Source organism: Methylobacterium sp. Leaf102 (assembly GCF_001422425.1).
Classification (GTDB): domain Bacteria; phylum Pseudomonadota; class Alphaproteobacteria; order Rhizobiales; family Beijerinckiaceae; genus Methylobacterium.
Map to the genome: position 1 here is coordinate 82855 of NZ_LMMX01000023.1, position 25402 is coordinate 108256.

Consider the following 25402-nt stretch of genomic DNA (forward strand, 5'->3'; position numbering starts at 1 on the left):
ACCATGCAGGACGCGCCGTGGCAATGACTTCCCGGCCACAGGGTGCGCCGCATTCGCCGGAGCCGGCGCACCGGGGCGGGACCGGACCAGCCCCGGGGTTTTCGTGCGGCGCGCACGCGCACCGCTTCGCCCGCCTCGCAAAACGCGCTAAGACCGGCGCAACGATGCGAAGAAACCGATGACCGAAGCCGAGCCTCAGGGCACCCCGCCCCCGGGCGACCCCATCGAACTGCGCCTGCGCCGTGCCCTGGGCGATCGATCCATCGTGCTCGTCGGCCTCATGGGAGCCGGCAAGAGCACGGTCGGGCGACGCTTGGCCTCGCGCCTCGGCTTGATGTTCCGGGATGCCGACATCGAGATCGAGACGGCGGCCAAGCTCACGATTCCGGACATCTTCGCCATTTACGGCGAGCCGAGCTTTCGCGATGGCGAGGAGCGGGTGATCGCCCGGCTCATGCGCGAGGGCCCCCTCGTTCTCGCCACGGGCGGGGGCGCTTTCATGCGGGCGAGCACGCGCGAGCGGATCGCGGAGCGCGGCGTCTCCGTGTGGCTCAAGGCCGAGCTCGACGTGCTCATGCGTCGGGTGCGCAAGCGCGGCGGCCGCCCCCTCCTCCAGACCGAAGACCCCGAGGAGACCCTGCGCGGATTGATGGAACTCCGGCATCCGGTCTACGCCGGTGCCGACGTGGTGGTCCTCTCCCGCGACGTCGCCCACGATCGGGTGGTGCAGGACGTGATGGAAGCCCTCGACGCCCATCTGAGCGGGCGCCCCGCCCAAAGACACGACCCGCAAGGAATCGCCGCCCAGTGACCGATCGCCTGACGGTGGACGTCCCCCTCGACCAGGGCCGTGCCTACAGCATCCTCATCGGCCGGGGCCTCCTGGACGAAGCCGGAACGCGCATCGCGGCCCTCGGCGCACGGGCTGCCGTGATCGTCACGGATTCCAACGTCGCCGCTCTCTACGCGGACCGCCTGCGCGCGAGCCTGGAGGCGGCGGGCCTGCGCGCGGGCCTCGTCACTGTGGCGCCGGGCGAAGCCTCGAAGAGCTACGCCACCTACGCGGAGGTCTGCGACGGGCTCCTCGCCCACAAGGTCGAGCGCGGCGACATCGTCGTGGCCCTGGGCGGGGGGGTCGTCGGCGATCTCGCGGGCTTCGCCGCCGCCACCCTCCGGCGCGGCGTCCGCTTCGTTCAGGCCCCGACCTCGCTCCTCGCCCAGGTCGATTCGTCCGTGGGCGGCAAGACCGGCATCAATTCGCCCCTCGGCAAGAACCTCATCGGGGCCTTTCATCAGCCGCGCCTAGTGCTGGCCGACACCGGTACCCTCGACACGCTCTCGGAGCGCGAGATGCGCGCCGGCTACGCGGAGGTCGCCAAATACGGACTCATCGCCGACGCGGCGTTCTTCGACTGGTGCGAGGCGAACTGGGCCGGTCTCTTCTCCGGCGGCCCGGAGCGCGACGAAGCCGTGGCGATCTGCTGCCGGGCGAAGGCCGGCGTGGTGGTGCGCGACGAGCGCGAGGACGGCGAGCGCGCCCTGCTCAACCTTGGCCACACCTTCGGCCACGCTCTCGAACGCCTGACGGGGTACGAGTCCGCCCGCCTCGTCCACGGCGAGGGCGTCGCCATCGGCCTCGCCCTCGCGTTCCGGTTCTCGGCCCGCCTCGGCCTGTGTCCGGGCCAGGATGCGGGCCGCGTCGCCAACCACCTCGCGCTCGCAGGCCTGCCCACCACCCTCGGGGCGGTGCCGGGCGGTTGCGGCGACGCCGATGCCCTCCTCGATGCCATGGCCCAGGACAAGAAAGTCCGCGACGGGGCCCTGACCTTCATCCTCGCCCGCGGGATCGGCCAGAGCTTCATCGCGCCCGGCATCGACGCCGGCGACGTGCGGGCCTTCCTCGCCGACGAACTGCGCGCCGGTTGAGCCGGTGACCACGGCTTCGGGCGCAGATCTTCCGCACGCCGATCCATCCGGACAAGCCGCCTCGGCGCGGGGCGACACGGAGATCGAGGCCCTGCGCCGCCGCGTGCGCGAACTCGAGGCCGAGGTGACACGGGTGAGCGAGTCGCCCCTCGGACAGGAGACGGGGGATCTCCGGCTCCTGTCCGACGCCCTTCCCGCCCTGGTCGCCCAGATCGGGCCCGATTACCGGTACCGCTTCAACAACCGGCACTACGAGACGTGGTTCGGGCGCCGTGCCGAGGGTCTCACGGGGGCCCACGTCCGCGACGTCCTCGGCGAGGCGGCGTTCGCCGAGCGTCGTCCCTTCATGGACCGGGCGCTCGCGGGTGAGGCCATCACCGTCTCCGGGTTTCTGCCGGATGGCGGCGGCCGGCGCCGGCCCTGTACCATCGACTACGTGCCGCGCCGGAACGCGGCCGGAACGGTCGAGACTTTCTTCGTCATCGTGGTCGATATCGGCGAGGGCCACGCCGCGGAGAGCCGGCGCCTGGCGCTGTCCGACCTCGGCGACCGCCTGCGCGACCTCGACGATACGGCCCAGATGGCATTCGTGGCGGCGGAGATTTTGGGGCGAACCCTCGGGGTGAGCCGCGCCGGCTACGGCACCATCGACCGGGCCACCGAAACCATCGCCATCGAGCGCGACTGGAATGCACCCGGCATCACCAGCCTCGCCGGCATCCTGCGGTTTCGCGATTACGGCTCGTATATCGAGGACCTCAAGCGCGGCGAGACCGTCATCTGCGTCGATGCGGAGACCGATCCGCGTACCGCCGCCACGGCCGAGGCGCTCAAGGCGATCTCGGCCCTGTCCTTCGTCAACATGCCCCTGACGGAGCATGGCGGCTTCGTCGCCCTGCTCTATCTCAACCACGCCACCGAGCGCGCCTGGCCGGCGGAAGAACTGGCGTTCATCCGCCAGGTCGCCGAGCGTGTCCGGGCCGCGACGGAGCGCGTGCGTGCCGAAGCCGCCCGCCGCGCCAGCGATGCGCAGTTCCACGCCTTCGCCCAGGCCGTGCCCAACCACGTCTGGGCGGCGACGGCGGAAGGACACCTCGATTGGTTCAACGCGCAGGTCTACGCCTATAGCGGCGCGGGGCCGGGCGAACTCGACGGGGCGGCCTGGGGCAGCATCATCCATCCCGACGATCTCGATGGCGTGGTCGTGAGCTGGGGCGCGGCGCTCGCCTCGGGCACGCCCTACGAGACCTCGTTCCGCATCCGTCGCGGGGACGGGGTCCATCGCTGGTTCCTGGTGCGCGCCGAACCGATCCGCGCCGATGACGGAAGCATCGTCCGCTGGGTCGGCACCAACACCGACATCGACGATCAGCGTACCGCATCGGCCGAACTCACCCGCCTCAACGCCCGCCTCGCCGATCAGGTCGAGCACCGCACGCGCGAGCGCGACCGCATCTGGGAGACCACCCACGATCTGATGGGCACGGCCGGCCTCGATGGCTACCTCAAGGCCGTGAATCCGGCCTGGAGCCGGACCCTCGGCTGGTCCGAGACGGAGCTTCTCGCGCAGCCTTTCCTCGTCCTCATCGATCCGGCGGACCACGCCGAGACCGCGACCGTGGTCCGGCGCCTCGCCGCGGGCGAAACGGTCACGGGCTTCGTCGACCGGATCTTCTGCAAGGACGGCCGCCAGCGCTTGGTCATGTGGAATGCGGCCCCCGGCGGCGACCACTTCTACATCGTCGGGCGCGACATCACCGAGCAGCGCCAGACCGAGGAAGCCCTGCGCCAAGCCCAGAAGATGGAGGCCGTGGGACAGCTCACCGGCGGCCTCGCGCACGACTTCAACAACCTGCTGACCGGCATCTCCGGCAGCCTCGAACTGCTGCAGACCCGGATGAGCCAAGGGCGGCTGACGGATCTCGACCGCTACATCAACGCGGCCCAGGGCGCCTCGAAGCGCGCGGCCGCCCTGACGCACCGCCTGCTGGCCTTCTCGCGCCGCCAGACCCTCGACCCGAAGCCGACCAACATCAACGGCCTCGTCGCCGGCATGGAGGAGCTCATCCGCCGCACCGTCGGCCCGGCCGTCACCATCGAGGTGGTGGGCGCAGCCGGCCTGTGGACGGCGCTCGTCGACCCGAACCAGCTCGAGAACGCCCTCCTCAACCTGTGCATCAACGCCCGCGACGCCATGCCGGCGGGCGGGCGCATCACCATCGAGACCGCCAACACGTGGGTGGACACCCGCGGCGCCCGCGAGCGCGATCTCGAGCCCGGCCAGTACCTGTCCCTGTGCGTCACCGACACGGGCACGGGCATGACGCCCGAGGTGGCGGCGCGCGCCTTCGACCCGTTCTTCACGACGAAGCCCCTGGGCGAGGGCACCGGTCTCGGCCTGTCGATGATCTACGGTTTCGTCCGCCAGTCGGGGGGGCAGGTCCGAATCTATTCGGAAGTCGGACAGGGCACGACCCTGTGCCTCTACCTGCCGCGGCATTACGGACAGGCCGAGGCTGCCGAGACGCCGGCCGATCTCGCCGATGCGCCCCGGGCCGAGCAGGGCCAAACGGTGCTCATCGTCGACGACGAACCCACCGTGCGCATGCTGGTCACCGAAGTCCTGGAGGATCTCGGCTACACGGCCATCGAGGCGGCGGACGGGGCGGCGGGCCTGAAGGTCCTGCGCTCGGACGTGCGCCTCGACCTCCTCGTCACCGATGTCGGCCTGCCAGGCGGCATGAACGGCCGGCAGATGGCCGATGCCGGCCGCGCCGTCCGCCCCGGCCTCAAGGTGCTGTTCATCACCGGCTACGCCGAGAACGCCGTGCTGGGCAACGGCACCCTGGAACCGGGCATGCAGGTGCTGACCAAGCCTTTCGTCATGGAGTCCCTGGCCGTTCGGATCCGGGACCTGATCACCGAAGTCCAGGCATGAGGCGGCATTCGATGCCTGCGTGTTTCGCCACGGAAAGCGCATTCACCGTATCGGCATGACATTCTCGTGATCTCTCGGGAAAGGAGCCGAGTCGGCACCGTTGCTTTGTTTTCGCGAAGGTAGATTGAGCGTCTTCACGATTGCGCTGCGCAACCTGCTCGTGCATGCGAAGGCAGTCGAAAGCCTCGTGGCTTGGAGGCGAAGGCCTTGCGGCTTGGAACTGATCGATGCGGCTCGATGCCCCGACCTTGCTCCTGGTAACGGTCATCCTGACTTTCACGGTCGGGATCCTGTTTCTTCTGTCGTGGAGCCAGGCCCGACGGATGCACGCCCTGGCGATCTGGGGGCTCGCCCACCTCGTCGGCGGCGTGGGCTCGGCCCTCCTCGCCATGCGCGGACTGATCTCGGATCCGCTGTCCATCGGGCTCGCCAACGCCCTGATCATCGGCGCGTATGGGATGATCTGGAACGGCATCCTCGCCTTCGAAGGGCGGCGCCTGCGCCCCCGGCCGGTCATCCTCTGCGTCGCCCTGTGGAGCGGCGCATGCCTGGTGCCGGATTTCTTCGCCTCCGTTCCGGCGCGCATCGTCCTGGCCTCCGGCATGGCCGCGAGCTTCTGCTTCGCCATGGCGGCCCTGATCTGGAAGAAGCGAACCGAGCCCCTGGTTTCCCGCTACCCGGCCGTCTTTCTGCTGTTGGCCTATGGGGGGATGTACGCCGTGCGCGTTCCCATGGCCCTCCTCATCCCGCCCCAACCCGTGGGGGTGCATCCCCTGCAGACGAGTGCGTTCGCCATCCTCGCCTGCCTCGGGATGCTGTTCACCCTGGCCCTGGCCTTCGTGTTCATGGCACTCACGAAGGAACGCGCGGAGCGGCTGCAGCGCCTCGCCGCCGACACGGATCCGCTCACGGGCATCGCCAGCCGACGGGCCTTCGTGGCAGAAGCCCAGTCGGCGTTGAGCCGCTCGAACCGGACCGCGACCCTGCTGCTGTTCGATCTCGATCATTTCAAGCGCATCAACGACACCTACGGCCATGCCGTCGGCGACGCCGTGCTCGTCGGATTCTGCCACACCGCCGGTGCCCTGGTGCCCCCCGGCACGATCTTCGGCCGCATGGGCGGAGAGGAGTTCGCCTGCCTGCTGACCGGAACCGAGGATGCGCGTGCCCGCGCCGAGATGGTGCGCCGGGCCGTCGCGAGCCTCGCCGTGCCGACCCTGCCGGACCTGCACGTCAGCGTCAGCGTGGGGTTGGCGACGACGGAGGCCTGCGGCCACGACCTCGACGGACTCATGCGAGCGGCCGACGCGGCCCTCTACGCGGCCAAGCGCAACGGCCGGAACCGGGTCGAGAGCGGTGGTCCCGGCGGAAGCGCGCCGGCCCCCGACGGTGGCCTACTCGATCCGCACCATGACGGAATCGGAAGCCCCGCTGGCGTCCATCACCGAGATGCGAGCGAAGCCGGCGCCTTCGGGGCGCCACGCGGCCTGGCGCCGGGCACCGCCGGCGACGGGCAGGCCGTCGACCATCCAGGTCAGGGGTGGAACACCGCCCAGAGCCTTGAGGGCGAGGCTCGCACGGAGTTCCGTGTCAGGCGCGCTTCCCGCTAGATCGCCCTCCAAACCGGTGTCCGGCACACCGAGATCGATCCGGGCGCCATCGGGCGGGTAGGCGATCTTGAGGGTGGCCCCCAGGGCGGCCGAGACGGTCTTCGCCGCGTCGCGGCGGAGGTGGCGCAGCGGCGGCGGCAGGCCGGCATTGGTGGTCACCAGGGCGTCGGCCGGACGCGGCACGGGCTCGGGCTCGCCACCGAAGCGCGCGAAGGCGTCGAACAGGACCGGGGCGGCCACAACCCGGCCGACGAGGCCCGGCACGGCGTTGCCGTCCGGGCGCCCGGCCCAGACCGCCAGGGTGACGCGCCGGTCGAACCCCACGGCCCAGGCATCGCGATAGCCGTAGGACGTGCCCGTCTTGTAGGCGATGCGGTTGGGAAGAGCGTTCTCGGGCGGGGGGGCTCCCCGCAGGGTATCGGCCACGTACCAAGCCGCCACGGGTTCGGCGATGCGGGCATCGGGAGAGCCGAGGGCGGGACCGTCGAGGCGGCGCAGGAGGGGCGGCACCAGACCGCCGCGCGCCATCCCGGAAAAGAGCCGCGCGAGGTCGGTGAGGGTGATGCCCAGGCCACCGAGGGCCACGGGCAGGCCCGGGGCGGTGTCGCGCGGCAGCTCGATGCGCGCCCCCGCCGCCCGCAGGCGGGCGATGAAGCGGGCCGCCCCGACGGCCTGAAGCAGCTCCACCGCCGGCACGTTGAGGGAGTGCTGGAGGGCGCGCCGCGCCGTCACCGTACCCTGGTAGCCGAGGTCGAAATTCTCGGGGGCGTAGGCGCCGGAAAAGCGCACGGGCCGGTCGTCGAGCTGGGTCTCTGGATGGGCGATCCCCTGCTCGAAGGCCAGCGCGTAGATGAAGGGCTTCAGGGCCGAGCCCGGCGACCGGATCGCCACCGTCATGTCGATGGCACCCGACCGTGAGGCATCGCCGTGGCCCGGGCTGCCGACCTGGGCCAGCACCGCGCCCGTGCGGTTGTCGAGGGCTAGGATGGAGACGGACAGGCTTGGGCCCAGGGCGGCGGCACGCTCCGTGGCCAGTGCCTCGAGGCTCGCCTGCAGGCGCCCGTCGACGGTGAGGCGGATGCTCCTCGAAGTGGGATCGGCCGCGACCGCCGCCTCCGCCGCGTGGGCCGCCAGCATCGGGAAGGGCCTTCGCCTCTGCGGCACGGGTTCGGCCTTGGCCGCCTTCGCCTCGGCCGGCGTGATGATCCCTTGCGCGGCCACACGGTCGAGGACCCGGTCGCGGGCATGCCGGGCGGCCATGGGGAAGCGGTCGGGCCGACGCGCTTCGGGGGCCTGCGGCAGGGCGACGAGCAAAGCCGCCTCGGCGAAGGAAAGCCGGGCCGGGTCGCGCCCGAAATAGGCCAGACTCGCCGCCCGCAGGCCCTCCACCGGGCCGCCATAGGGGGCGAGCGCAAGGTAGAGGTCGAGCACCCCCGCCTTGCCGAGGCGGCGCTCCAGTTCCACCGCCCGTACCATCTGGCGCAGCTTGGCGGTAAGCGAGCGCGCGGCGCGGGGCTCGACGAGGCGGGCCACCTGCATCGACAGGGTCGAGCCGCCCGAGACGATTCGGCCGTGCCGCAGCCATTGCCCGGCGGCGCGGAGCGTGGCGGCCGGGTCGATGCCCGGATGGGTGTCGAACCCCTTGTCCTCGTAGGCCGTCAGCATGGCGAGTAGGCGCGGATCGACCTGCCCTGCGGAGAGCGGCAGGCGCCAGCGCCCATCCACGGTGGCGAACGGGCGCAGGAGTCCGCCGTCGCGGTCGAGGACCACGGTGGAGCGCAAGCCGGCTTGCGTCAGATCGAGGGGCGGGAGGATGGCGACGAATCGCCAGAGGGCGAGGGTGGCGATGGCGACCGTCGTCAGAAAGAAGACGAACAGCCCCGCGGCAACTGTCCTCGTCGATCGCCTGGACCGCGACAGGCCCTCTCTCCTGGAAGGAGAGGGTTGGGGTGAGGTGTGGTCCATCCCCGGAGAGGTCACACACCTCACCCTGTCCCTCTCCCCCCAGGAGAGGGGACCCGCGCTCGCCTCGACATGACGGCCATCGCCCGCCGTGGAGGAGGCGTGAGCGTCCTCGACGGCTGAGGAACCGAAGGGCGGACCCTCGCGCGTCATCGCCCTACTTCGCGCTCACGACCACGGACCCGAAGCCCGTGCGCCCGAAGCGCTCGGGCCGGTACATGTCCTCGATGGTGGCGGCCGGGTGGACGTAGGTGCCGGGCGAGACGGCGCGCACGGTGTAGGCGACGCGGAAGAACGCCGACTGCTCGGTCGTCCGCTCGTAAGCGGCGACGAACCGGTCGTCGCGGAACGCCGTGTACACCGGTGCCACGTCGGACTTGGCGAAGGCGAGGCCGGTGAGCGCATCGGCGTCGAGGAGCTTCGGGTTGTCGATCTCCAGGCCGGCCGGCAGGCGATCCACCAGCAACAGGCGGCCGGGACTGGACTTGGCCTCCGTCACCTTGAGAACGACTACGAGGCGGTCGTTCTGGCGAATGCCCTGCGCGAGATCGACGGGGCTGCCGTCGAGGCGGTGATAGGTCCGCTCGATGGCGTAGCCCCGCGATTCGGCGGGCTCGGGCGCGATGGGGTTGCCGATCACGCTCACCACCATCTGCGCCGTCGTGGTGCCGGCGTTGACGATGGCGACGGGCTTTTCCGCCAGCGCATCGCCGCGATAGAGCCGCGCGAGGGCACCGGTCGCGGATGCGCCGTCGATGGTGAAGCGCAGGGCGTCGGAATCCTTGGCCAGCCCCTGCGCAGCCATGACCATCCAGGCGTTCTCCTGGGTGCTCGTCGGGCGCCCCGCCTGGCGCTCCTCGGCGATGACGGTCGCCAGGGGCTGGACCGCGTCGCGGGCGAGCCCGGTCTCGGCGGCCAGTGTCAGGAGGCCGGCGCCGTCGCGCAGGCGCGAGCCGTAATCCGGCCGGTCCGTGGGTCCCGGCCCCTTGAGTGCCGTCACCGCCGAGGCGAAGGCCTTGGCCGCCCGGCCACGGTCGCCCAGCAGGGCGAGGGCCGCCGCGATCTGGCCGCGCCCGAGGGGGGTGGCGAAGGCGTCGAGCTTGGTGTCGGCGAGGTAGCGCAGATCCCCCATCACCGGTCGGCCGTTGCGGGCGAGCACGTAGGCCGCATAGGCGATGTCCATGCCGCCGTCCCGGACCTCGCTCGTGTTGGCCACCGCGTTGCGCAGGCTGTCGAGGGCGCTGGCGAAGGCGGTGGGTGGCACGGCAAAGCCTCGCTCGCGCGCCCGGGTGAGGAAGTCGGTGACGTAGGCGTTGAGCCAGACATCGGTCTGGCCGCCGACGGACCACAGGCCGAACTCGCCCGACGAGCCCTGGCGGGCGAGCACCCGGTCGATGGCCTCGCGGATGCGGATGTCCACGGCGTCGTCGACGCCCATCCGGTCCCCGGGCGCCGCGCGGCTGAGGGCCAGAAGCGGCATCGCCCGGCTCACGGTCTGCTCGGAGCAGGCGTAGGGGTAGCGCTCCAGGGCCTGGAGCAGGGCCGGCACGTCGAGGCCGGCGAGCGTCGAGGCCGTGACCGAGACGGCCCCGGTGCCGGGCAGGATGTCGGCGAGGAGTTCGTCCGTCACCCGCAGGGTCGCGCCGGGCGCGAGCGGCTGCACCGTGCGGCGCGCGAAGGGCCCGGTGCCGGCGCCGATCCCGAGCGCGAAGCTCTGGCCGATGCCGGGCGGCAGACCGGGGCCGGTGAGGGTCACGTCGAGACGCGTCGTGCCGGGACCGGCGGCGGTGATGGGAATCACCAGGGCGCCCTTGGCCCCCGCCTCCAGTCGCAGGGTCTTGTGGAGGGCCTCGGCCCCCACCACCACGGAACCGGTCAGGCCGAGATCGACGGTGTAGTCGCCCGCCGGCCCCTCGACGTTGTCGATGGCGATGTGGAAGCGCGAACGGTCGCCGACGTTGAGGAAGCGCGGCAGGGTGCCGGTGAGGATGACGGGATCGCGGATGATCACGTCGGCCTGGGCCGCGCCGACCTTCGACCGGCTCCAGGCCGTGACCATGACCCGGCCGGTGCCGTTGAAGGCCGGGAGCGGGAAGCTGACGCTGGCCCGGCCGTCGGGCCCGACGGTGACGGGGCCGGAATACAGCGCCAGGGGCGCCTGGGTCGGGGGCGTGTCGGCGAGTTCGGCCGCACCGCCGTCGCCGCCGGAGCGGATGGCGCCGAGCGTCCCCTGCATGCCGTCGATGAGGTAGCCGTAGACGTCGCGGATCTCGGGGCCGAGGGCCTTCTGACCGAAGAAGTGCCGGAACGGATCGGGGGATTCGTAGCGCGTCAGGTTGAGGATGCCGACATCGACGAGCGCCACGCTGACTCGGGCCGTCTCTCCGGAGCCGAGGCCCGCGAGGCGGATCGGAAGCGTGAGGGTCTCGCGGGGCCGCACCTTGGCGGGCGCCTCCACGGTGACGGCGAGGCTGCGGCTCGCCGGATCGACGGCGAACCACGCCACCCCGAGGGCCCGGCCCGGCAGGCGCTTGGCCGCCTGGTCGAGGGGCCGGTAGGCGGTGGCGACGAGATAGGCACCGGCCCCCCATTCGGGCTTGACCGGGATGTCGACGGTGGTGCCGCCGCTCGGCACCGCCACGGTCAGCACGGCGTGGACCTTGTCGCTCACCACCGCCAGGGTCGCCTGACCGGCAAAGCGCGGCTGAAGGCGGGCCCGCAGGGTTTCGCCGGTGGCATAGGACGGTTTGTCGAGGCGCAGATCGAGGAGGTCCGGCACGTCCGCCGTCTCGCCCCCGCCCCAGCCGACCGTGAAGGTGACGCTCGCGGTGGCCTGCGGCCGGCCCGGCACGCTCGCCTCCAGGCGATAGGTGCCGTAGCTCACCACGGAATTGATCCGCCCGAGGGTGTCGGACGCGAGATCGAGTTTCCCGTCGGCGATGCGCCGGGTGCTGGTGACGGGCTCGAACGACCAACGCCCACCCTCGCGGTACCATTGGTAGGTCTTCTCGACCTTCTGCAGGGTCCAGGCGACGCCCGCTTGGGACAAGCGCCGGCCATCGGGCGCCGCCATGGCGACCTCGAAGCCGGCGGTGCCGCCCTCGGGCAGGTCGCCCGAGAAGGTCTTGCGGATCGCCAGCACCGGGCCGGCGGGCAGGATCGGCAGGGTGAGGGTGCGCGAGAGCGCCCGGCCGCCCGGCTCGCCGACCTGAAGGGTGATGCGGGCCTCCGTGGGGCGCGGGGCGGCAAGCGCCGGCACCGGCACGGTGAGGCGGGCGGCCCCCTGCGCGTCCGTGGTGGCCCGCGCCTCGATCTCCTGGGAGACGGCTTCGACCCGCTCGTCGTCGAGGCCGACGGAGAAGCCCTCCAACCCCTTGATGCCGCTGCCCGCCGCCTGCTGCACCAGCACGGTGCCGGAGACTTCGAGCCCCGAGCCCGGCGCGCCGTAGAGGTAGCGCGCCGCGACATCGATGGTGGCCGGCGCGTCCCGGACGAGGCTCGGGGTCGCGCTCGACAGCGTCACATCCAGGCGCTCGGGCACGTAATCCTCGACGAGGAAGCTCGTCTCGCCGATGGCGGGCGCCTTGGGGTCGGTATAGGCCGATACCCGCCAGGTGCCGTGCATGGCCCCGGCCAGGAGGGGCACGGCGAGCGAGCGCCCGCCGAGGCCGGCATCCGGCACGGCGACGCGGCGGGCCTCGACGCCGTCGGGGCGCTTGAGCACAAGCGTCAGGGGCAGGTCGGGCACGGCGACGCCCACGGCGTCGCGTAGCAGGGCGGTGAGGTTCACGGTCTCGCCCGAGCGGTAGACGCCGCGCTCGGGGAACACGTAGGCCTCGACGGCCCCGGGCTGGGGCCGGCCCTTCACGCCGCGATCCGTCAGGTCGAAGGCGGATTGGTTCAGGTCGAGGAAGCCGTAATCGTCGCCCATCTGCGCCACGACGAGACCCGGCGCGATCCCGCCCTCCCCGCGCGCGAGACCGGCCGCGAAGGCGGCGTGGCCCTGCGCGTCGGTTTTGGCGGTCGCCAGGACCTCGTTGTTGCGGGCCACCAGCCGGATTTCGGCGCCCGCCACCACGGCCGCCGACGCGAGGGACCGGGCGAAGACGTGGACCCCGTCGCGGCCCTTGAACACCGTCAGCCCGAGGTCCGAGACCACGAACCACTGCGTCGCCTGTTGCTCGTAGCCGCCCTCCTCGTCCGTCGCGCCGGCGACGCCGGTGGGCTGGGCCAGCATGACGTAGAGACCGGGTTCCAACTTGCCCACCGCCTGAAGCACGGGGAAGGCCGTGACGGCTTCCGCGTTCGGCTCGGCCTTGGCCGTGTCGAGCACGCCCTTCCAGACCCGCTGGCCCTTCTGCTCGGCGATGGTCTTCGCCGTCGAGCCGTTGAGCTGGGAGAGGAAATCTTCCGAGCGGAGCGAAGGCAGCAGGCCGCGATCGCCGATGCGCAGGACCTCGACGTCGAGCTTCGCTGCGTTCACCGAGATCAGGGGCACCCCGGCCTGACCCGTGCGCGGCAGGACGTAGTTGCGCCCGGTGAACCGCACCTGGGGCGAGCGGTCCCGGACATAGACCTCGTAGTCGAACGACTTCAGCAGGGTCTCGCCGGCCGCAGACGGAATCCCCTGGCGCAGGACGAAGGCGTAGCGCTCACCATGCTTGAGTCCGTCGACGCAGACCTGCTGGCCGCTCCCCGTGACGGCGGCGTTGGCCGCGCCCGAGACGGCGACGAAGGGGGTGAAATCGGTCTTCGCGGCCAGCCCTTCGGAGAACTGGAAGCAGACGCGCGGGGCGGCGGCATCGGAATCGACCTTGTAGTCGAGGACACGGAAGCCGTGCTCGGCCCGCAGCCCCTCGTAGGTCTCGCGCACCTGCGCGTCGTCGGCGAGCGCGAGGCTGGCGCGGTAGGCTTCCAGGGACGGGCGCCACTCGGATTCGGCGGCCTGGACTTCGCCGAGGGTGGCGAGCGCCTCGGCCTCGGCGGCGGCGGTGGCCGCGCGCAGGTAAGCCACGTAGGCGGCGGCCCTGGCGTTGCGGCGCAGACGCATCCGGCTGCTGTAATCGCCGGTCTCACCGGTGCCGACGGCGCTCGCGGCACGGGCGTAGGCGAGCCAGTTCTCGGGGTTGCCCGGCTCGGCGGCGACGGCGGCCCCGAGGGGCTTGAGCGCCTCGAGGGGTTTTTCGGCCTCCATCAGGGCCGCGCCCTCGGCCCGTGCCCGAGCGGCCGGGCGCGGCGGGCCGGCCTCGGCCTTGAGGGCGGCCTCGAGGCGTACGCCGTCGCTGGCGAGGGTTTCACGCTGAAAGGCCTTGGGGGCCGGGGCCTTCAGGCCCGTCCTGGTGGGTTGGCCCAGGGGTGCCTGCGCCTGCGCAGGCGGGTCGAACAGGCCGGCCAGGAGGAACGCGCCCGCTGCCACGAGCGCCGTGCGCCTGTGCCCCGTCGATCCCGCCATCGCCAACCCCATCGACTCGACCCCGCCCGCACGGCGCTCCGGGCCGGGACCGTAGCACTTCGCCTCCCGCCCGCAATCCGGGATCGACGCCCTGGAATTCACGCGGCGCCTCTGCCAAGCTCCATCCCGCGTTTCGGAGGCACGGATCGATGGTGCGACGGGTTCGGGCCGGTTTGGGAATGGGCTGCGTCGTGTTGGGTCTCGCCCCGGCGCTGGCCCTGGCCCAGGCACCGAGGCCCGCCGGGCCGCCTCCGAGGGCGGCTGCGCCCGACCCGGCCTTCGAAGCGGCCAAGGCGGCGTACGAGGCGTTGCCGGAAGCCGAACGCAAGGCCCTCCAGGACGCCCTGGTCTGGACGGGGGATTCCAACGCCGTCGTCACCGGCACGTTCGGGAAGCGCACCTACGACGCCTTGAACGCCTACCGGGCCCGGACGGGCGGCGGGGGCGGCCTCCTCGACGCGACCGGCCGCGCGGGGCTGCTCAAGGCCGGTGCGGCCGCGCGCGCGGCGGCCGGCTTCCTCATCAAGCCCGATCCGGCGAGCGGCACGGTTCTGGGCCTGCCCGAGCGGTTGCTGCCCAAGCGCGGAGCGATCCCGGGCGGCACCCGCTGGCAGAGCGCGGATGGCCGCATCACCGTGGAGACGAAGTCGTTCGCCCCCGGCGAGTCGAGCCTCGAAGCGATGTTCGCCCGCCTCACCGCGCCGACCCCCGAGCGCCGCGTGACGTACAAGCTTCAGCGGCCGGACTTCCTCGTGGTCACCGCCGAGACACCCGCGGGCAAGTCCTACATCCGCTACGCCGCCGGGGAAGCTGGCCTGCGCGGTCTGACCCTGGGCTACGACAAAGCGCTCTCGGAGACGTTCGACCGCCTCGTCATCGCCATCGCCAACAGCTTCGTGCCGTTCCCGGACGCGGCGCCCGCGGCTCCGGTCGCCCGCGCCGCTCCAATCCCGCCGCCCCTGATCGACCGTCCCGCCGCGCCCTTCGCGACGGGGCTGCTGGTGGCGCCGGGGCGTATGCTCACGAGTGCCGCCGCCCTCGACGGCTGCGCCATCCCGCGGGTCAACGGTGGAGCCGCCCGCATCGCGATGCGCGACGGCGGCCTGATGCTTCTGGATGTATCGGGCCCGTCGAAGTCGGGTGCTCCGCCGGCCCTGCAGGGGGCGGGCGCGACGGCCTCGGGATCCGTGCTGGTGATGGGGGCGGAGGGGAACGGCGCCGTGGCGGCGGCGCCCGGCTTTCTCGGGAGCGACGGGCGAATCGAGGCGCCTCTTCAGCCGGGCGCCGGGGGGGCACCGATCCTGGACGCCAGCGGGGCGCTCTCCGGACTCGTTGCCAGCTATCCGAGCGCGCCGCGCAAGGTGGCGGGGGTGGTGCCGCCCGCGCGGTACGGAACGGTTGCGGCCGACCGGATCGGCGCGTTCCTGACTTCGGCCGGCGTGACGACCGCGACCGCTGGGAGCAGCCCGTCCGGAACCGTCGTTGCGCGGCTGGCAGGCGCCGTGGTCGGAATCACCTGCCAGCCTTGAACGCAGCGACCCGAACGGCGAGCTTCGCGTTCGGGCCGATACGCCGACAAGTCCCAAAGATCTCGCTTGGCTAGTGTCTCGAGACGAGGTTCGGAAGCTCAGAGTCGTCCGGTCACCAGCAGCACGATGAGGATGATCACGAGGATACCGCCGAGGCCGAAGCTCTGTCCGCGATAGGCGCCGCCGCCGAGGAAGTTGCCGCCGCCGAGAACCGCGATGATGAGGATGATGAGAAGGATGGTGGTCAAGGTCATGGAACGGAACTCCGGGGCGCGCTCAACCGCTTCGGCTTGAGCTTGACCGTTCAAACGCCCCGCATCGGATTCCGTTCAACCGGACGGGACCGAGATTTTCTCGAACCCGCCGATTTTCACTTAATCCCGTCCGCCGACCGGCCCCACTCCGCCTCAATAGAGCGGCGGAACCTCGACATTCGGGATCGGGAACGGGCCGAGCATCAGGCGACCGTCGGCGATCCGCAGGGGCGGGAGGGCCTTCAGGGCCGGGTCGGCCGGGGGCACCGCGTCGGGCGCCGCCGCCTCCGCCCGGGCACGGCGGCCGCCGCCGAGGAACTGGCCGACGAGGTTGCCGATGAGGGCGCCCTTCTCGGCGCCGAAGCGCTGGCCCATGACTTGGCCGACGATGGCTTCGACGCCGGCGGCGCGCACGTCGATCTGTCCTTCCGGACGATGGCTCGGATCGAGACTCAGGCTGCCGTGGGCCTGGGCCCGACGATTGCCCTTGGCGAGCGACAGGAGGGCGATGTCGAGGCTGCCGCCGGCTTGGCGCCAGGCCTCCAGTTCCCGTGCCACCGTTCCCGTGTGCAGGGTCGCGGCCCGGTTCACGGTGGCGTCGAGGGCGATGTCGGTCGGGTCGGCGTTGCCGACGTAGGGATCGATGAACGGCACCGCCGCCTTGGCGACGCGCAGGCTGAGGTCGACGGCTCCCTCGGCGGCGAAGCGGCCGGGGGTCGGCCGGCCATGGGCCTCGAGGTGCTGGGCGTCGAAGGCGATGTCGGGCTGCCCGGGTCCGCGCACGGTGCCCTTCAGGGCGTCGACCACCACGGAGGCGCGCACGAACGCCTCGGAGGCGCCGTGGAAGCTCGCCTCCAGGGACGTCCATGTCACGTCGCCGGTGAGATCGCCCTGCTCCACGTGGAACGGCCCGGCCACCTGCAGGATGCCCTGGCGCGGCTGATAGACCTGAACCACGGCGGTGATCGGCCCCAGGGTGAAGCGGCTGTCGGCACGGGCGAAGGCGAGAGACGCGCAGCGGAGTTCGATGCGGAACGGATAGCCGGAGATCGACCGGTCGGCACAGATCCAGGTCCGGCCAGCCGCCGCCTCCCGGCCGAGCCAGGCATCCATCTCGCGGCCCGCCCGGTCGCGGACCCAGACCCATGCGGCGGACCACAGGACCACGAGGGTGGCGAGCAGGATGAAGGGGACGAACAGGCCTTTTCGCGAATGCGCGCGGGGCGCGGCCGGCGTTGTCGTCGTTGTCATCGGGTCCCCGCCGCCGTCGATCTTTCGGAGGCGGCCCCTCTGCAGGCCCGCCACGTTCGTCCGGCATGGCCTATCAGGGTCTTGGCGGCGAAAGCATGGCCGATGGGTTCAGGCGTCGGCCATCGCGTCGGCGTCGAAGTCGGCCACGATGGCGCGGCGCTCGGCCTCGGTCTCGGCGAGGCGGTGGACGTGCATCTCGTTGGCGCCGCGATGCCGGGCGCGGGCCAGCCAGCCGCGGGTCAGACGCTCCCGCGGGCTTTCCCCGGCGGAGGTGACGCTGACGAGCTCGCCATGCCCGTCCGCGTCGCGGCGCACCGCCAGGATCACCGCGTCGTCCATGTCGTCGAGTTCAGGCTCGACGAGATCATGGATGCCGACGATGTAGCGACGGCCGGACCGGCCACGCCATGCACTCAGCAGCAGGGCGGGGGTTCCACGCAGACCGGCGGTCGTTCTGAGGCGTTCTTCGCGCATCGGTCGTCTCCGTGCTCGGGCATCCGCGAAGTTCCGCTGGGAGCGGACCGGGACAGGACCCTTCGTTCGCTGTTTGTTCCAAATTATTCCTAACAAAGGGTTACCGTCAAGGCCGCCGTTCCCGGGCGAGAACGTTCGGGCACCGACGACCCCATCCCCGCGATTCCATGCCCGCGATTCCATGCCCGCGACCCCACGAAGGTTTCGCCCGGGTGTCCGCCGATGCCGGAGCGCGCCCTGCAACGCCTCAGGCGGTGGGCGACGCGCTTTGCACCGGGGCCGGTACGGTGTGGCCCCGGGCCGCGAGGTCGGCCCGGCCGGCACTGAGAAGGGCGTCGGAGGCGCCCTCGATGCGCGCCTGGACCGTGTCGAGGAAGCGGGCGCGGTCGAGGCCGGGCGGGATCGGGGGAAGGAACTCGATCACCGTGGTGCCGGGCCGGCGCATCAGGCTGCGGCGCGGCCAGTACAGGCCGGTGTCGAGGGCCACGGGAAGGCAGGGCACACCCAGGGTCGCGTAGAGGTGGGTCAGCCCGAGCTTGTAGGCCGGCGGGGCGCCGGGTGGGCGGCGCGTTCCTTCGGGGAAGATGATGAGCTGGCGTCCCGCCCGGATCACGTCGGCGGCGGCCTCGTTCATCGCCGCCATGGCGCGCGTGCCCTTCGAGCGGTCGATGGCGACCATGCCGGAGCGCGATAGGAACCAGCCGATCAGGGGAATCCAGAGGAGCTCACGCTTGAGGATGTAGGCGAAGTCCGGGAACACCGTGACGAGCGCCAGGGTCTCCAGAGCGGACTGGTGCTTGGCCGCGACGAGGACGGGACCCTGCGGAATGTTGGACAGGCCCCGGAACTCCACGGCCACGCCGCCGATCACCCGCAGGAGCCACAGGGTGACGTTCGCCCAGGCTTGAGCGAGGCGGATGACGGCCCGGCGGGAGACGAGGGCGGGCAGGCCGAGCACCGCGATGAGCGTCGTGGCGAGGTAGAAGGCGAGGCTGAAGGCGATCGAGCGGAGAATGACCATCGGGACTCAAAACTTATGGGACGGCAAGAGTTATGGGACGGGAAGAACGGCTGGCGGCAAAAACAGCTGGCGGCAAGAACGCTGAATGACAAGAACGGCGGCGTGGCAAGAACCGATCGCCGATAAAAACGAGGGGACGGCCAACCGGGCGGACGCTCCCGCGGGCGATTCTCGCACAGCTTGAACCCATCGGCCGCCGGGGAAAACGCCCACCCGAACAGAAAACGCCCGATCGGGGTGAAAACCTCTGCCCACGGGGGAAACATTCGCCCCGGCGCATGCGGACCGGGATCGGGCTCGCCCTGGCTCCCGAACGCCGGACCGCCCCGGCTCGCCGACGCGACCGACTTCGTTGACTTCTCTCGCGCAGGCTCCTTAACTCGACCCGCAACGGCGACAAAAACCGGAGGGAACATGGGGTCACTACGCGTCACGGGCCATGGCCTGGACCTCGGCGAAGCCCTGCGGGGCCGGGTCGAAGAGCGGATGGCGGCGACCCTCTCGAAATACCTCGACAGCCACATGAACGGGACCTGCTCGGGCCACGTCACCCTGCGGCGGGACGGGACGGCCTACCGGACGGATTGCGTGCTGCACCTCGTCTCCGGCCTGACCCTGGAAGCCTCGGGGGCCGCACACGATGCCCATGCGAGCTTCGAGCAGACGGCCGACCGCCTCGAGAAGCGCCTGCGCCGCTACAAGCACCGGCTCAAGGACCACGGTGCGGCCGCCCACGAGGGCGCCACCGTGCAGGCCGCCTACGCCGTGTTCGCGTCCCCGAGCGAGGCCGAGTCGGCGGACGACGACGACCGCGACGCGGAGGATCTCGACGGCGATCAGCCCGACGATGGAACGGATCATCCCCCCGTGGTGGCCGAGAGCACCAAGACGCTCAAGCGCCATTCGGTGAGCGAGGCGGTCACCGCCCTCGATCTGACGGGGGCGCCGGTGATCGTGTTCGTTCATGCTGGCACCGGGCGCATCAACGTCGTATACCGCCGCAGTGACGGAGCGATCGGCTGGGTCGATCCGGCGGACGCCAACGCTTGAGCGCCTGACCGGAACTGACATCGGAACCCAGCGATTGATCCTTAGGTGATCTTGGACCGTGCGCGGTCCGACCTTTTACTCCGCGGTGGCCGTTCCGGTCACCGCCGAAGGGGCGGCGGTCCTTCATGCCAGTGCTGGAATTCCTCAATCCGGATTCCGTGGTGCCTTCGCTGCGCGCCCGCGCCAAGAAGCAGATCCTGCAGGAGTTGAGCGCCCACGCCGTGCGGCACCTGCCGGCTTTGGACGAGCGCGAGGTGTTCGAGACCCTGCTGCAGCGGGAACGACTCGGCTCGACGGGCATCGGCGACGGGGTGGCGATCCCGCACGGCAAGCTGCCGGGCCTGGACCGCCTGTTCGGCCTCGTGGCTCGCCTGGAGCGGCCGGTGGATTTCGATTCCCTGGACGGCCAGCCCGTGGACATCGCCTTCCTGCTCCTCGCCCCCGAGGGAGCGGGCGCCGATCACCTCAAGGCCCTGGCCCAGGTGGCCCGGCTCCTGCGCGAACCCGGCATCCTCGAGCGCATCCGCGCCGCCCGCGACGCCAGCGCCCTCTATGCCCTCCTGACCCACACGTCGGCGTCCCAGGCGGCGTGATCCCGATGCCGTTCCTTTCGCGATTCCGGTCGGCCGCCGCCGCTGGCTGTCTCCTGGCCCTGGGCGTCCCGGCCGCGGCCGGTCCGACGGACACCGCCTGCGCGCGCGACGTCCTCGTGGCGAGTTCGATGCAGCGCCAAGCCATCGACCAGCTCGAACAGACGGGCAGCGACGAGGCCGAACTGTGCCGAATCTGGCGTCGCCACGTCGAGACCATGCGCCGGGTGGCCGGCGTCTACGGCCGCTGCCTGTCCGGGGCCGAGCGCAGCGAGCGGCTGGCCCAGGTGGTGGGCTCCGAGAAGGAGTTCTCGGGGCTGATCAAGAGCCGCTGCAAAGGCGTGTGAGCCGACGCGCCACGCTCTGGCGCGGCCGCGGGACGAACCGATTGCCCAGGGGCCCCGGACGATTCAGTGCTGGCCGCGCAGGAGAAGCGGTTCGGCCACGACCTTGATCGGTTTGCCGCGCCCGATGAGGATCGCCGCGCGGGACCGCTCGGGGTCGTCCTCGAAGCGAGTGCGGACCCAGGCCACCAGGAACTTCAGGTATTCGGAGGCGAGGAGCCGGGCCGCGGACGGTTGCTGCCACCAGCGACCGGCATCGAACCCCTCGGTCACGACCGGATACGGCACCACGCGGTCGATGCCCGGCAGGGCATGATCGAGCTCCACCAGGGTGCGGGGCATGTGGTAATTCGACGTCACCACCGCCACGGTGCTGAAGCGGTGCAGGCGCATCCAGCGCCGGGTCTCGATGGCGTTGCCGATGGTGTTGCGCGCCCGGTAGTCGAGATCGACGCAGCAATCGATCCAGTGGCGCTGATTGGGATTGAGGCGGGCGATCTCGTCGCGGCTGGTGCGCTCGTTGACGCCGGTGATGAGCAGGCGCCGACCGTAACCGTTGGCCAGGAGATCGATGGCATCGCCGATGCGCTGGGCGCCTCCCGTCAGGGCCACGATGCCGTCGGCCCGGCCTTCCGGCGCACGCTGGTCGCGCTCGACGCAGGCGACGAAGGTGAGGAAACCACCGAACAGGACCGCTCCGCCGAGACCGGCGAGCCCCAGGACCGCCTTCATCGTGCGCCCGGGGGATCGCACCGATAGGCGAAGGGCGGGCTCCGCACGCCGGGGTGCATCGGTCCAGGCCCAGCCGAAAGCCTCGGAGGGCCTCATGGTGTGGCTGCCTGACATCCGCGTCGTCATTCTCCGTGAAGATAGCCCCGATTGAGGCCGTGACGAGGCAAGTATCTCCTCCCGGAAAGGTTCACGGAGGGTTAACGCGATCCCGTGAGGTGCGCCCCGGACATGGTCAGGCCAGGAAGCGCCGCACGGTGAGGCGCGAGACGATGCCGGTGACCACGGAGGCGATCACACCGATGAGGAGCACGCTGGCATAGCCGCGCCAGCCGATGTGGAAGGCGCCGAACAGGGCCTCGATCTCCTCGCCGGCCGGTCCGGAGCGCCAGGCGCCGGCGGCGAAGCCGGCGATCGCGAAGGCGATCAGGGCCGCCACGGAGCCGATGATGCCGCCGCGCAGGCCGAGGCGGAAGAACCGCCGCTGAAACGCGCGGGCGATGAAATCGTCGTCGGCGCCGACGAAGTGCAGCACTTCCACCACCTCGCGATTGCCCGCCATGGCACCCCGGGTGGCGAAGACCACCGCGAGGCCCGTGGCGACGAGGACGAGGGCGACGAGGCCGACGCCGACGCCCACGAAGGTGTTGGCCATGGTCGAGAGCCGGCGCAGCCACAGGGCGTGGTCGTCGAGGCTCGCGACGCCGGGGAGCGCCTCCGCGAGCGACGCGCGCAGGGGCTTCAGGTCGGGCCGGGCGGATTCGGCGAGGCGGAGGGTGACGAGGCGCGGCACCGGCAGGTCGGACAGATCGAGGCCGCTGCCGAGCCAGGGCTCGAGCAGCCGCTCGGCCTCGGCCTTCGAGAACACCCGGGCGGTGGCGATACCGGGCGTTGCCTTGGCCAGGCTTTCCGCCCGGGCGACGTCGGCGTCGAGGTCGCGCCCGGGGCTCGGGCGGACCTGGATCGTCACTTCCTGGGCGACCGCGCCCTGCCACTGGTCGGCGCTGGAGGCCACGATCTCGGCGGCCCCCGCGCACAGGGCGGCGAGGAAGGTGAGGATGGCGATGACGGCGGCGAGCGCCCGGCTCGCCGAGGAATCCGTCGGGACCAGGGGGGCGTTGCGCCGCAGGGTCGCGGGCAGCGGGCTCGGCGGAGGCGACGCCGTGCGCGGCGGGGAAACGGGTCGGCTGGCGGCGGGGGCGACGGATCGGCTCATGGACGCTCCACGGCGAGGCGGCCGTCGCCGAGCACCAGCCGGCGGGCATCGACGAGATCCATCAGGGCGAAATCGTGGGTGGCGATGAGCACGGAGGTCCCGAGGCGGTTGAGCTCGATGAACAGGCGCAGGAGGCGCCGTCCCAGCCCCGGATCGACGTTGCCCGTGGGCTCGTCGGCGAGGAGCAGTTCGGGTCGTGCGATGAGGGCGCGCGCGATGGCGGCGCGCTGCTTCTCGCCGCCCGACAGGAGCGGCGGCAACACGTGCATGCGCTCGCCGAGGCCGACCCAGCGCAGCAATTCGACCACCTCGGCCCGGTAGCTCGTCTCGGCCCGGCCCTGGACGCGCAACGGGAGCGCGACGTTCTCGTAGGTGGTGAGATGGTCGAGGAGGCGGAAATCCTGGAACACGACGCCCATGCGCCGGCGCAGGCCCGTCAGCGCCTCGCTGGAGATGCCGCTGACCTCCTCGCCGAACACCGAGACCAGTCCCCGCGTCGGGCGCACCGACAGGAGGATGAGGCGCAGGAGCGTGGTCTTGCCCGCCCCCGACGGTCCCGTGAGGAACTGGAACGAGCGCGGCGCGATCTGGAAGCTCACGTCGCTGAGCACCTCCGGACCGAGGCCGTAGCGCATCCCGACATTCTCGAACTGGACCACCGGCTCTTCCGCCCCGGACAGCAGGCTGCCCGTGTTCACCCGATCCGCCACGCGCACCCCATCACTCTTGCCTCATCACGCGCTCTTGCCTCATCACGCTTGCCCGATTGCGGTCGCGCATCCCCTCGAGAACGCGGCGCACGCGTCCGGCGTCACCGCTTCACGGATGGTTAACCGCGTTCGCGCAGAACCGTGTGAGTCTTTTTGACCGAGCCGGCAACTGCCGATCGAGACCCCGGGGCGCCGATTCGCCATGCTGATCGTCTGCCCATCCTGTGCAAGCGAATATGTGATCGACACCGATCGCGTCGGCGCGGAGGGACGCTCCGTGCGTTGCGCGGCCTGCCGCGAGACCTGGTTCATCTCCCCGGACGATGTCGCGGCCGCCCTCGAGGCCGAGATGACGGCTGCCATGATGGAGGCGGTCCAGGCCGGCCCGGAGGACGCCAAGGCGCGGGCCGAGGCCCAGGCCTCCCTCGACGCCTGGGAGGCGGCAATGGCGGAAGAGACGGGGGCATCCGATTCCGGGCCCGCATCGGCCACGGCGGAGGCGCTCCCCTCCGAGCCACGCGCTCGCCCGAGACCGAAGGCCCCGGTCAAGTCCGTCGGGCGGCCACGCTTCTCGCCCACCGCCGCCATCGGCCTGTCCGTGGTGGCCGGGCTCGGCCTCGCGGTTCTCGGACGCACGACCGTGGTGCGGGCGATGCCCCAGACCGCCGGGCTCTACGCCCGCATCGGCCTGCCGGTGAATCTCCGCGGCCTCGACCTGCGCGACGTGGTCGCTTTTCAGACGCAAGGCGACGGCGCCCAGCTCGTGGTCGAGGGCGACGTGGTCGGGGTGGCGGCGGACGGCGCGGCGGTCCCCCCCATCGAGATCGAGGTGCGGGACGGGCGCGACCAGCCCCTGTATCGCTGGAGCGTGGTCCCGCCGCGCCGCAGCCTCGAGAACCGCGAGACCGCGCGGTTCCGGGCCAGCCTGTCGGCGCCGCCCGCCGAGGCGCGCGCGATCCACGTGCGTTTCTCGCAAGCCCCTTCGGTGCAACGGGCCGACGCGGTCGCCAAAACCGATGGCACCCGCGGCCACCCGTGATATGAGGTGTCCATGACGACTCCTTCCCGACGCGTCCGCGTCCTGTTCGACGAAGCCGCCATCGCCCGGCGCACCGAGGAACTCGCCGCCGCCATCGCGGCGGCCAAGCCCCAGAACCTCCTGGTGGTGGCGGTGCTCAAGGGCAGCTTCATGTTCGCCGCCGATCTCCTGCGCGCCCTGCACCGGGCCGGTCTGGAGCCGCAGGCGGAGTTCGTCCATCTGTCGAGCTACCGCACCGCCACGGTCTCGTCGGGACAGGTCGAGATCCTGCGCGACGTCGAGAGCGAGGTGCGCGGGCGCGACGTGCTGCTCATCGACGACATCCTCGAATCCGGCCGGACCATCGTGTTCGCCAAGGATCTGCTGATGGCGCGCGGGGCCAAGCGGGTGCTCACGGCCGTGCTCCTCGAGAAACCGGGCAAGCGCGCCGTCACCATCGACGCCGACTTCGTCGGTTTCACCTGCCCCGACGTCTTCGTGGTCGGCTACGGCATGGACGTGGCGCACGCCTACCGGCAATTGCCCTTCGTCGGCCTCGTGGATTACGACAGCCCCGAAGCGGACCTGTTCGGCGGCACCTGATCGAGGGACGGTCGCCGGAGCGGACCACCCGGCGAAGACTACGGTCCCGGCACGAAAAAAAGTCCGCAGGCGCATCCGTGTGGCGCTCTGTCCCTTGACAGGGCGCCCGCTCGCTTGCGTGACTGAAATCCCTTCCCTTGCGAGAGAACCTGACGAACGATGGCGCGCATCCTGCTCGTGGATGACGAAGAGACGGTCCGGGGATTCCTCAAGCGGGGCCTGGAGATCGATGGCCATGCCGTGGTCACCGCCACCGATGGCAGCGACGGGCTCGACCGTCTCATCGAAGCCGACGGCGCCTTCGATCTGATGCTCACGGACATCCGCATGCCGCTGATGGACGGGATCGCCCTGGCACTGGCGGCCAAGCGCGATTTTCCCAACCTCACCATCCTGCTGATGACGGGCTTCGCCGATCAGCGCGAGCGCGCGCGCGGCCTCGACGCCATCGTCACCGATGTGCTCACCAAGCCTTTCTCCCTCGCGGATCTGCGCTCCACCGTGACCCGGGCCCTGGCCCTCGCCGCCTGACCATGCGGCGCTGAGGCGCCGACCACGCGCCGGTCTTTCGGGAGCACCCACCTCCGGCTGGGCTCGCACGTGCCCGATTCGATCAAAACAGCCGAATTCCGCGGCTCCGCGATTGCGCGCCCTCCATTCTGCGTGACGCACGCCCCTGTCCGAAGTTTCGGACAGGGGCCGGACAATACGTGCGGGATGCCGCA

At 71.3% G+C, this 25402-nt stretch carries 19 protein-coding genes and 1 pseudogene; 11 read left to right on the forward strand and 9 right to left on the reverse strand.

From position 1 onward, the window contains the following. Positions 1–178: 178 nt before the first annotated feature. From ASF27_RS11955 to ASF27_RS23150, 4 genes and pseudogenes are all read left to right on the forward strand, one after another. Entirely contained in the window at positions 179–811 is a 633-nt protein-coding gene (locus ASF27_RS11955; RefSeq protein WP_056176774.1) for a shikimate kinase, read from the forward strand. Then, positions 808–1926 (forward strand): 3-dehydroquinate synthase, encoded by a 1119-nt coding sequence (gene aroB / locus ASF27_RS11960; RefSeq protein ID WP_056176771.1) that lies wholly within the window; start codon positions 808–810, stop codon positions 1924–1926. The genes ASF27_RS11955 and aroB overlap by 4 nt, the downstream gene beginning before the upstream one ends. A 4-nt stretch (positions 1927–1930) precedes the next feature. Continuing rightward, positions 1931–4864 carry a PAS domain S-box protein gene (locus ASF27_RS11965; protein ID WP_056360372.1) on the forward strand — a complete coding sequence of 978 codons (2934 nt, stop codon included), beginning with the start codon at positions 1931–1933 and terminating at the stop codon, positions 4862–4864. Between the two features lie 845 nt (positions 4865–5709). Next, positions 5710–6204, forward strand: a pseudogene (locus tag ASF27_RS23150) (GGDEF domain-containing protein); the annotation flags it as partial. 54 nt (positions 6205–6258) lie between these two features. On the opposite strand, the gene pbpC reads toward ASF27_RS23150, so the two are convergent. Together pbpC and ASF27_RS11975 are read right to left on the reverse strand one after the other, a co-directional pair. After that, entirely contained in the window at positions 6259–8439 is a 2181-nt protein-coding gene (gene pbpC, locus ASF27_RS11970; protein WP_082479042.1) for a penicillin-binding protein 1C, read from the reverse strand. Between the two features lie 154 nt (positions 8440–8593). Continuing rightward, positions 8594–13888, reverse strand: coding sequence for an alpha-2-macroglobulin (locus ASF27_RS11975; protein WP_056360375.1), 5295 nt, complete (start codon positions 13886–13888; stop codon positions 8594–8596). 191 nt (positions 13889–14079) lie between these two features. Here ASF27_RS11975 and ASF27_RS11980 point away from each other — a divergent pair, with 191 nt between their 5' ends. After that, positions 14080–15417, forward strand: coding sequence for a serine protease (locus ASF27_RS11980; RefSeq protein WP_244480999.1), 1338 nt, complete (start codon positions 14080–14082; stop codon positions 15415–15417). A 98-nt stretch (positions 15418–15515) separates the two neighbouring features. Here ASF27_RS11980 and ASF27_RS22285 read toward each other — a convergent pair whose 3' ends face one another. The 4 genes from ASF27_RS22285 to ASF27_RS11995 all read right to left on the reverse strand — a co-directional run bounded on the left by ASF27_RS22285 (position 15516) and on the right by ASF27_RS11995 (position 18417). Beyond that, positions 15516–15671 (reverse strand): DUF3309 domain-containing protein, encoded by a 156-nt coding sequence (locus ASF27_RS22285; RefSeq protein WP_156369003.1) that lies wholly within the window; start codon positions 15669–15671, stop codon positions 15516–15518. A 153-nt stretch (positions 15672–15824) separates the two neighbouring features. Beyond that, positions 15825–16922, reverse strand: a complete 1098-nt coding sequence (locus ASF27_RS11985; protein WP_056361001.1) for a DUF2125 domain-containing protein — start codon at positions 16920–16922, stop codon at positions 15825–15827. Positions 16923–17030: 108 nt separating this feature from the next. Beyond that, positions 17031–17396, reverse strand: a complete 366-nt coding sequence (locus tag ASF27_RS11990) for a hypothetical protein (protein WP_056268111.1) — start codon at positions 17394–17396, stop codon at positions 17031–17033. Positions 17397–17643: 247 nt separating this feature from the next. Then, positions 17644–18417, reverse strand: coding sequence for a lysophospholipid acyltransferase family protein (locus tag ASF27_RS11995; RefSeq protein ID WP_056176760.1), 774 nt, complete (start codon positions 18415–18417; stop codon positions 17644–17646). Between the two features lie 414 nt (positions 18418–18831). Here ASF27_RS11995 and raiA point away from each other — a divergent pair, with 414 nt between their 5' ends. From raiA to ASF27_RS12010, 3 genes are all read left to right on the forward strand, one after another. Then, positions 18832–19467, forward strand: coding sequence for a ribosome-associated translation inhibitor RaiA (gene raiA / locus ASF27_RS12000; RefSeq protein WP_056176758.1), 636 nt, complete (start codon positions 18832–18834; stop codon positions 19465–19467). Between the two features lie 125 nt (positions 19468–19592). Next, the gene (gene ptsN, locus ASF27_RS12005) at positions 19593–20060 is read left to right on the forward strand and encodes a PTS IIA-like nitrogen regulatory protein PtsN (RefSeq protein WP_056176756.1); all 468 of its coding nucleotides are present in this window, start codon (positions 19593–19595) and stop codon (positions 20058–20060) included. Between the two features lie 5 nt (positions 20061–20065). Continuing rightward, on the forward strand, positions 20066–20404 hold the full coding sequence (locus ASF27_RS12010) for a hypothetical protein (RefSeq protein WP_056176752.1): 339 nt from the start codon (positions 20066–20068) through the stop codon (positions 20402–20404). Positions 20405–20467: 63 nt separating this feature from the next. On the opposite strand, the gene ASF27_RS12015 is transcribed toward ASF27_RS12010, so the two are convergent. From ASF27_RS12015 to ftsE, 3 genes are all read right to left on the reverse strand, one after another. Then, positions 20468–21133 carry a YdcF family protein gene (locus tag ASF27_RS12015; protein WP_244473041.1) on the reverse strand — a complete coding sequence of 222 codons (666 nt, stop codon included), beginning with the start codon at positions 21131–21133 and terminating at the stop codon, positions 20468–20470. 232 nt (positions 21134–21365) lie between these two features. Further along, a complete protein-coding gene (locus ASF27_RS12020) occupies positions 21366–22346 on the reverse strand; it encodes an ABC transporter permease (RefSeq protein WP_056360382.1) in 981 nt (326 codons plus the stop codon). After that, the gene (gene ftsE / locus ASF27_RS12025) at positions 22343–23044 is read right to left on the reverse strand and encodes a cell division ATP-binding protein FtsE (RefSeq protein WP_200918837.1); all 702 of its coding nucleotides are present in this window, start codon (positions 23042–23044) and stop codon (positions 22343–22345) included. Before ftsE ends, ASF27_RS12020 begins: the two co-directional genes overlap by 4 nt. A 214-nt stretch (positions 23045–23258) precedes the next feature. On the opposite strand from ftsE, the gene ASF27_RS12030 reads away from it, so the two are divergent. The 3 genes from ASF27_RS12030 to ASF27_RS12040 all read left to right on the forward strand — a co-directional run bounded on the left by ASF27_RS12030 (position 23259) and on the right by ASF27_RS12040 (position 25208). After that, positions 23259–24095, forward strand: a complete 837-nt coding sequence (locus tag ASF27_RS12030; protein ID WP_056176738.1) for a zinc-ribbon domain-containing protein — start codon at positions 23259–23261, stop codon at positions 24093–24095. Positions 24096–24107: 12 nt separating this feature from the next. Then, positions 24108–24677 carry a hypoxanthine phosphoribosyltransferase gene (hpt, locus tag ASF27_RS12035; RefSeq protein ID WP_056176735.1) on the forward strand — a complete coding sequence of 190 codons (570 nt, stop codon included), beginning with the start codon at positions 24108–24110 and terminating at the stop codon, positions 24675–24677. 159 nt (positions 24678–24836) lie between these two features. Then, positions 24837–25208 carry a response regulator gene (locus tag ASF27_RS12040; RefSeq protein ID WP_056176733.1) on the forward strand — a complete coding sequence of 124 codons (372 nt, stop codon included), beginning with the start codon at positions 24837–24839 and terminating at the stop codon, positions 25206–25208. Positions 25209–25402 lie beyond the last annotated feature (194 nt).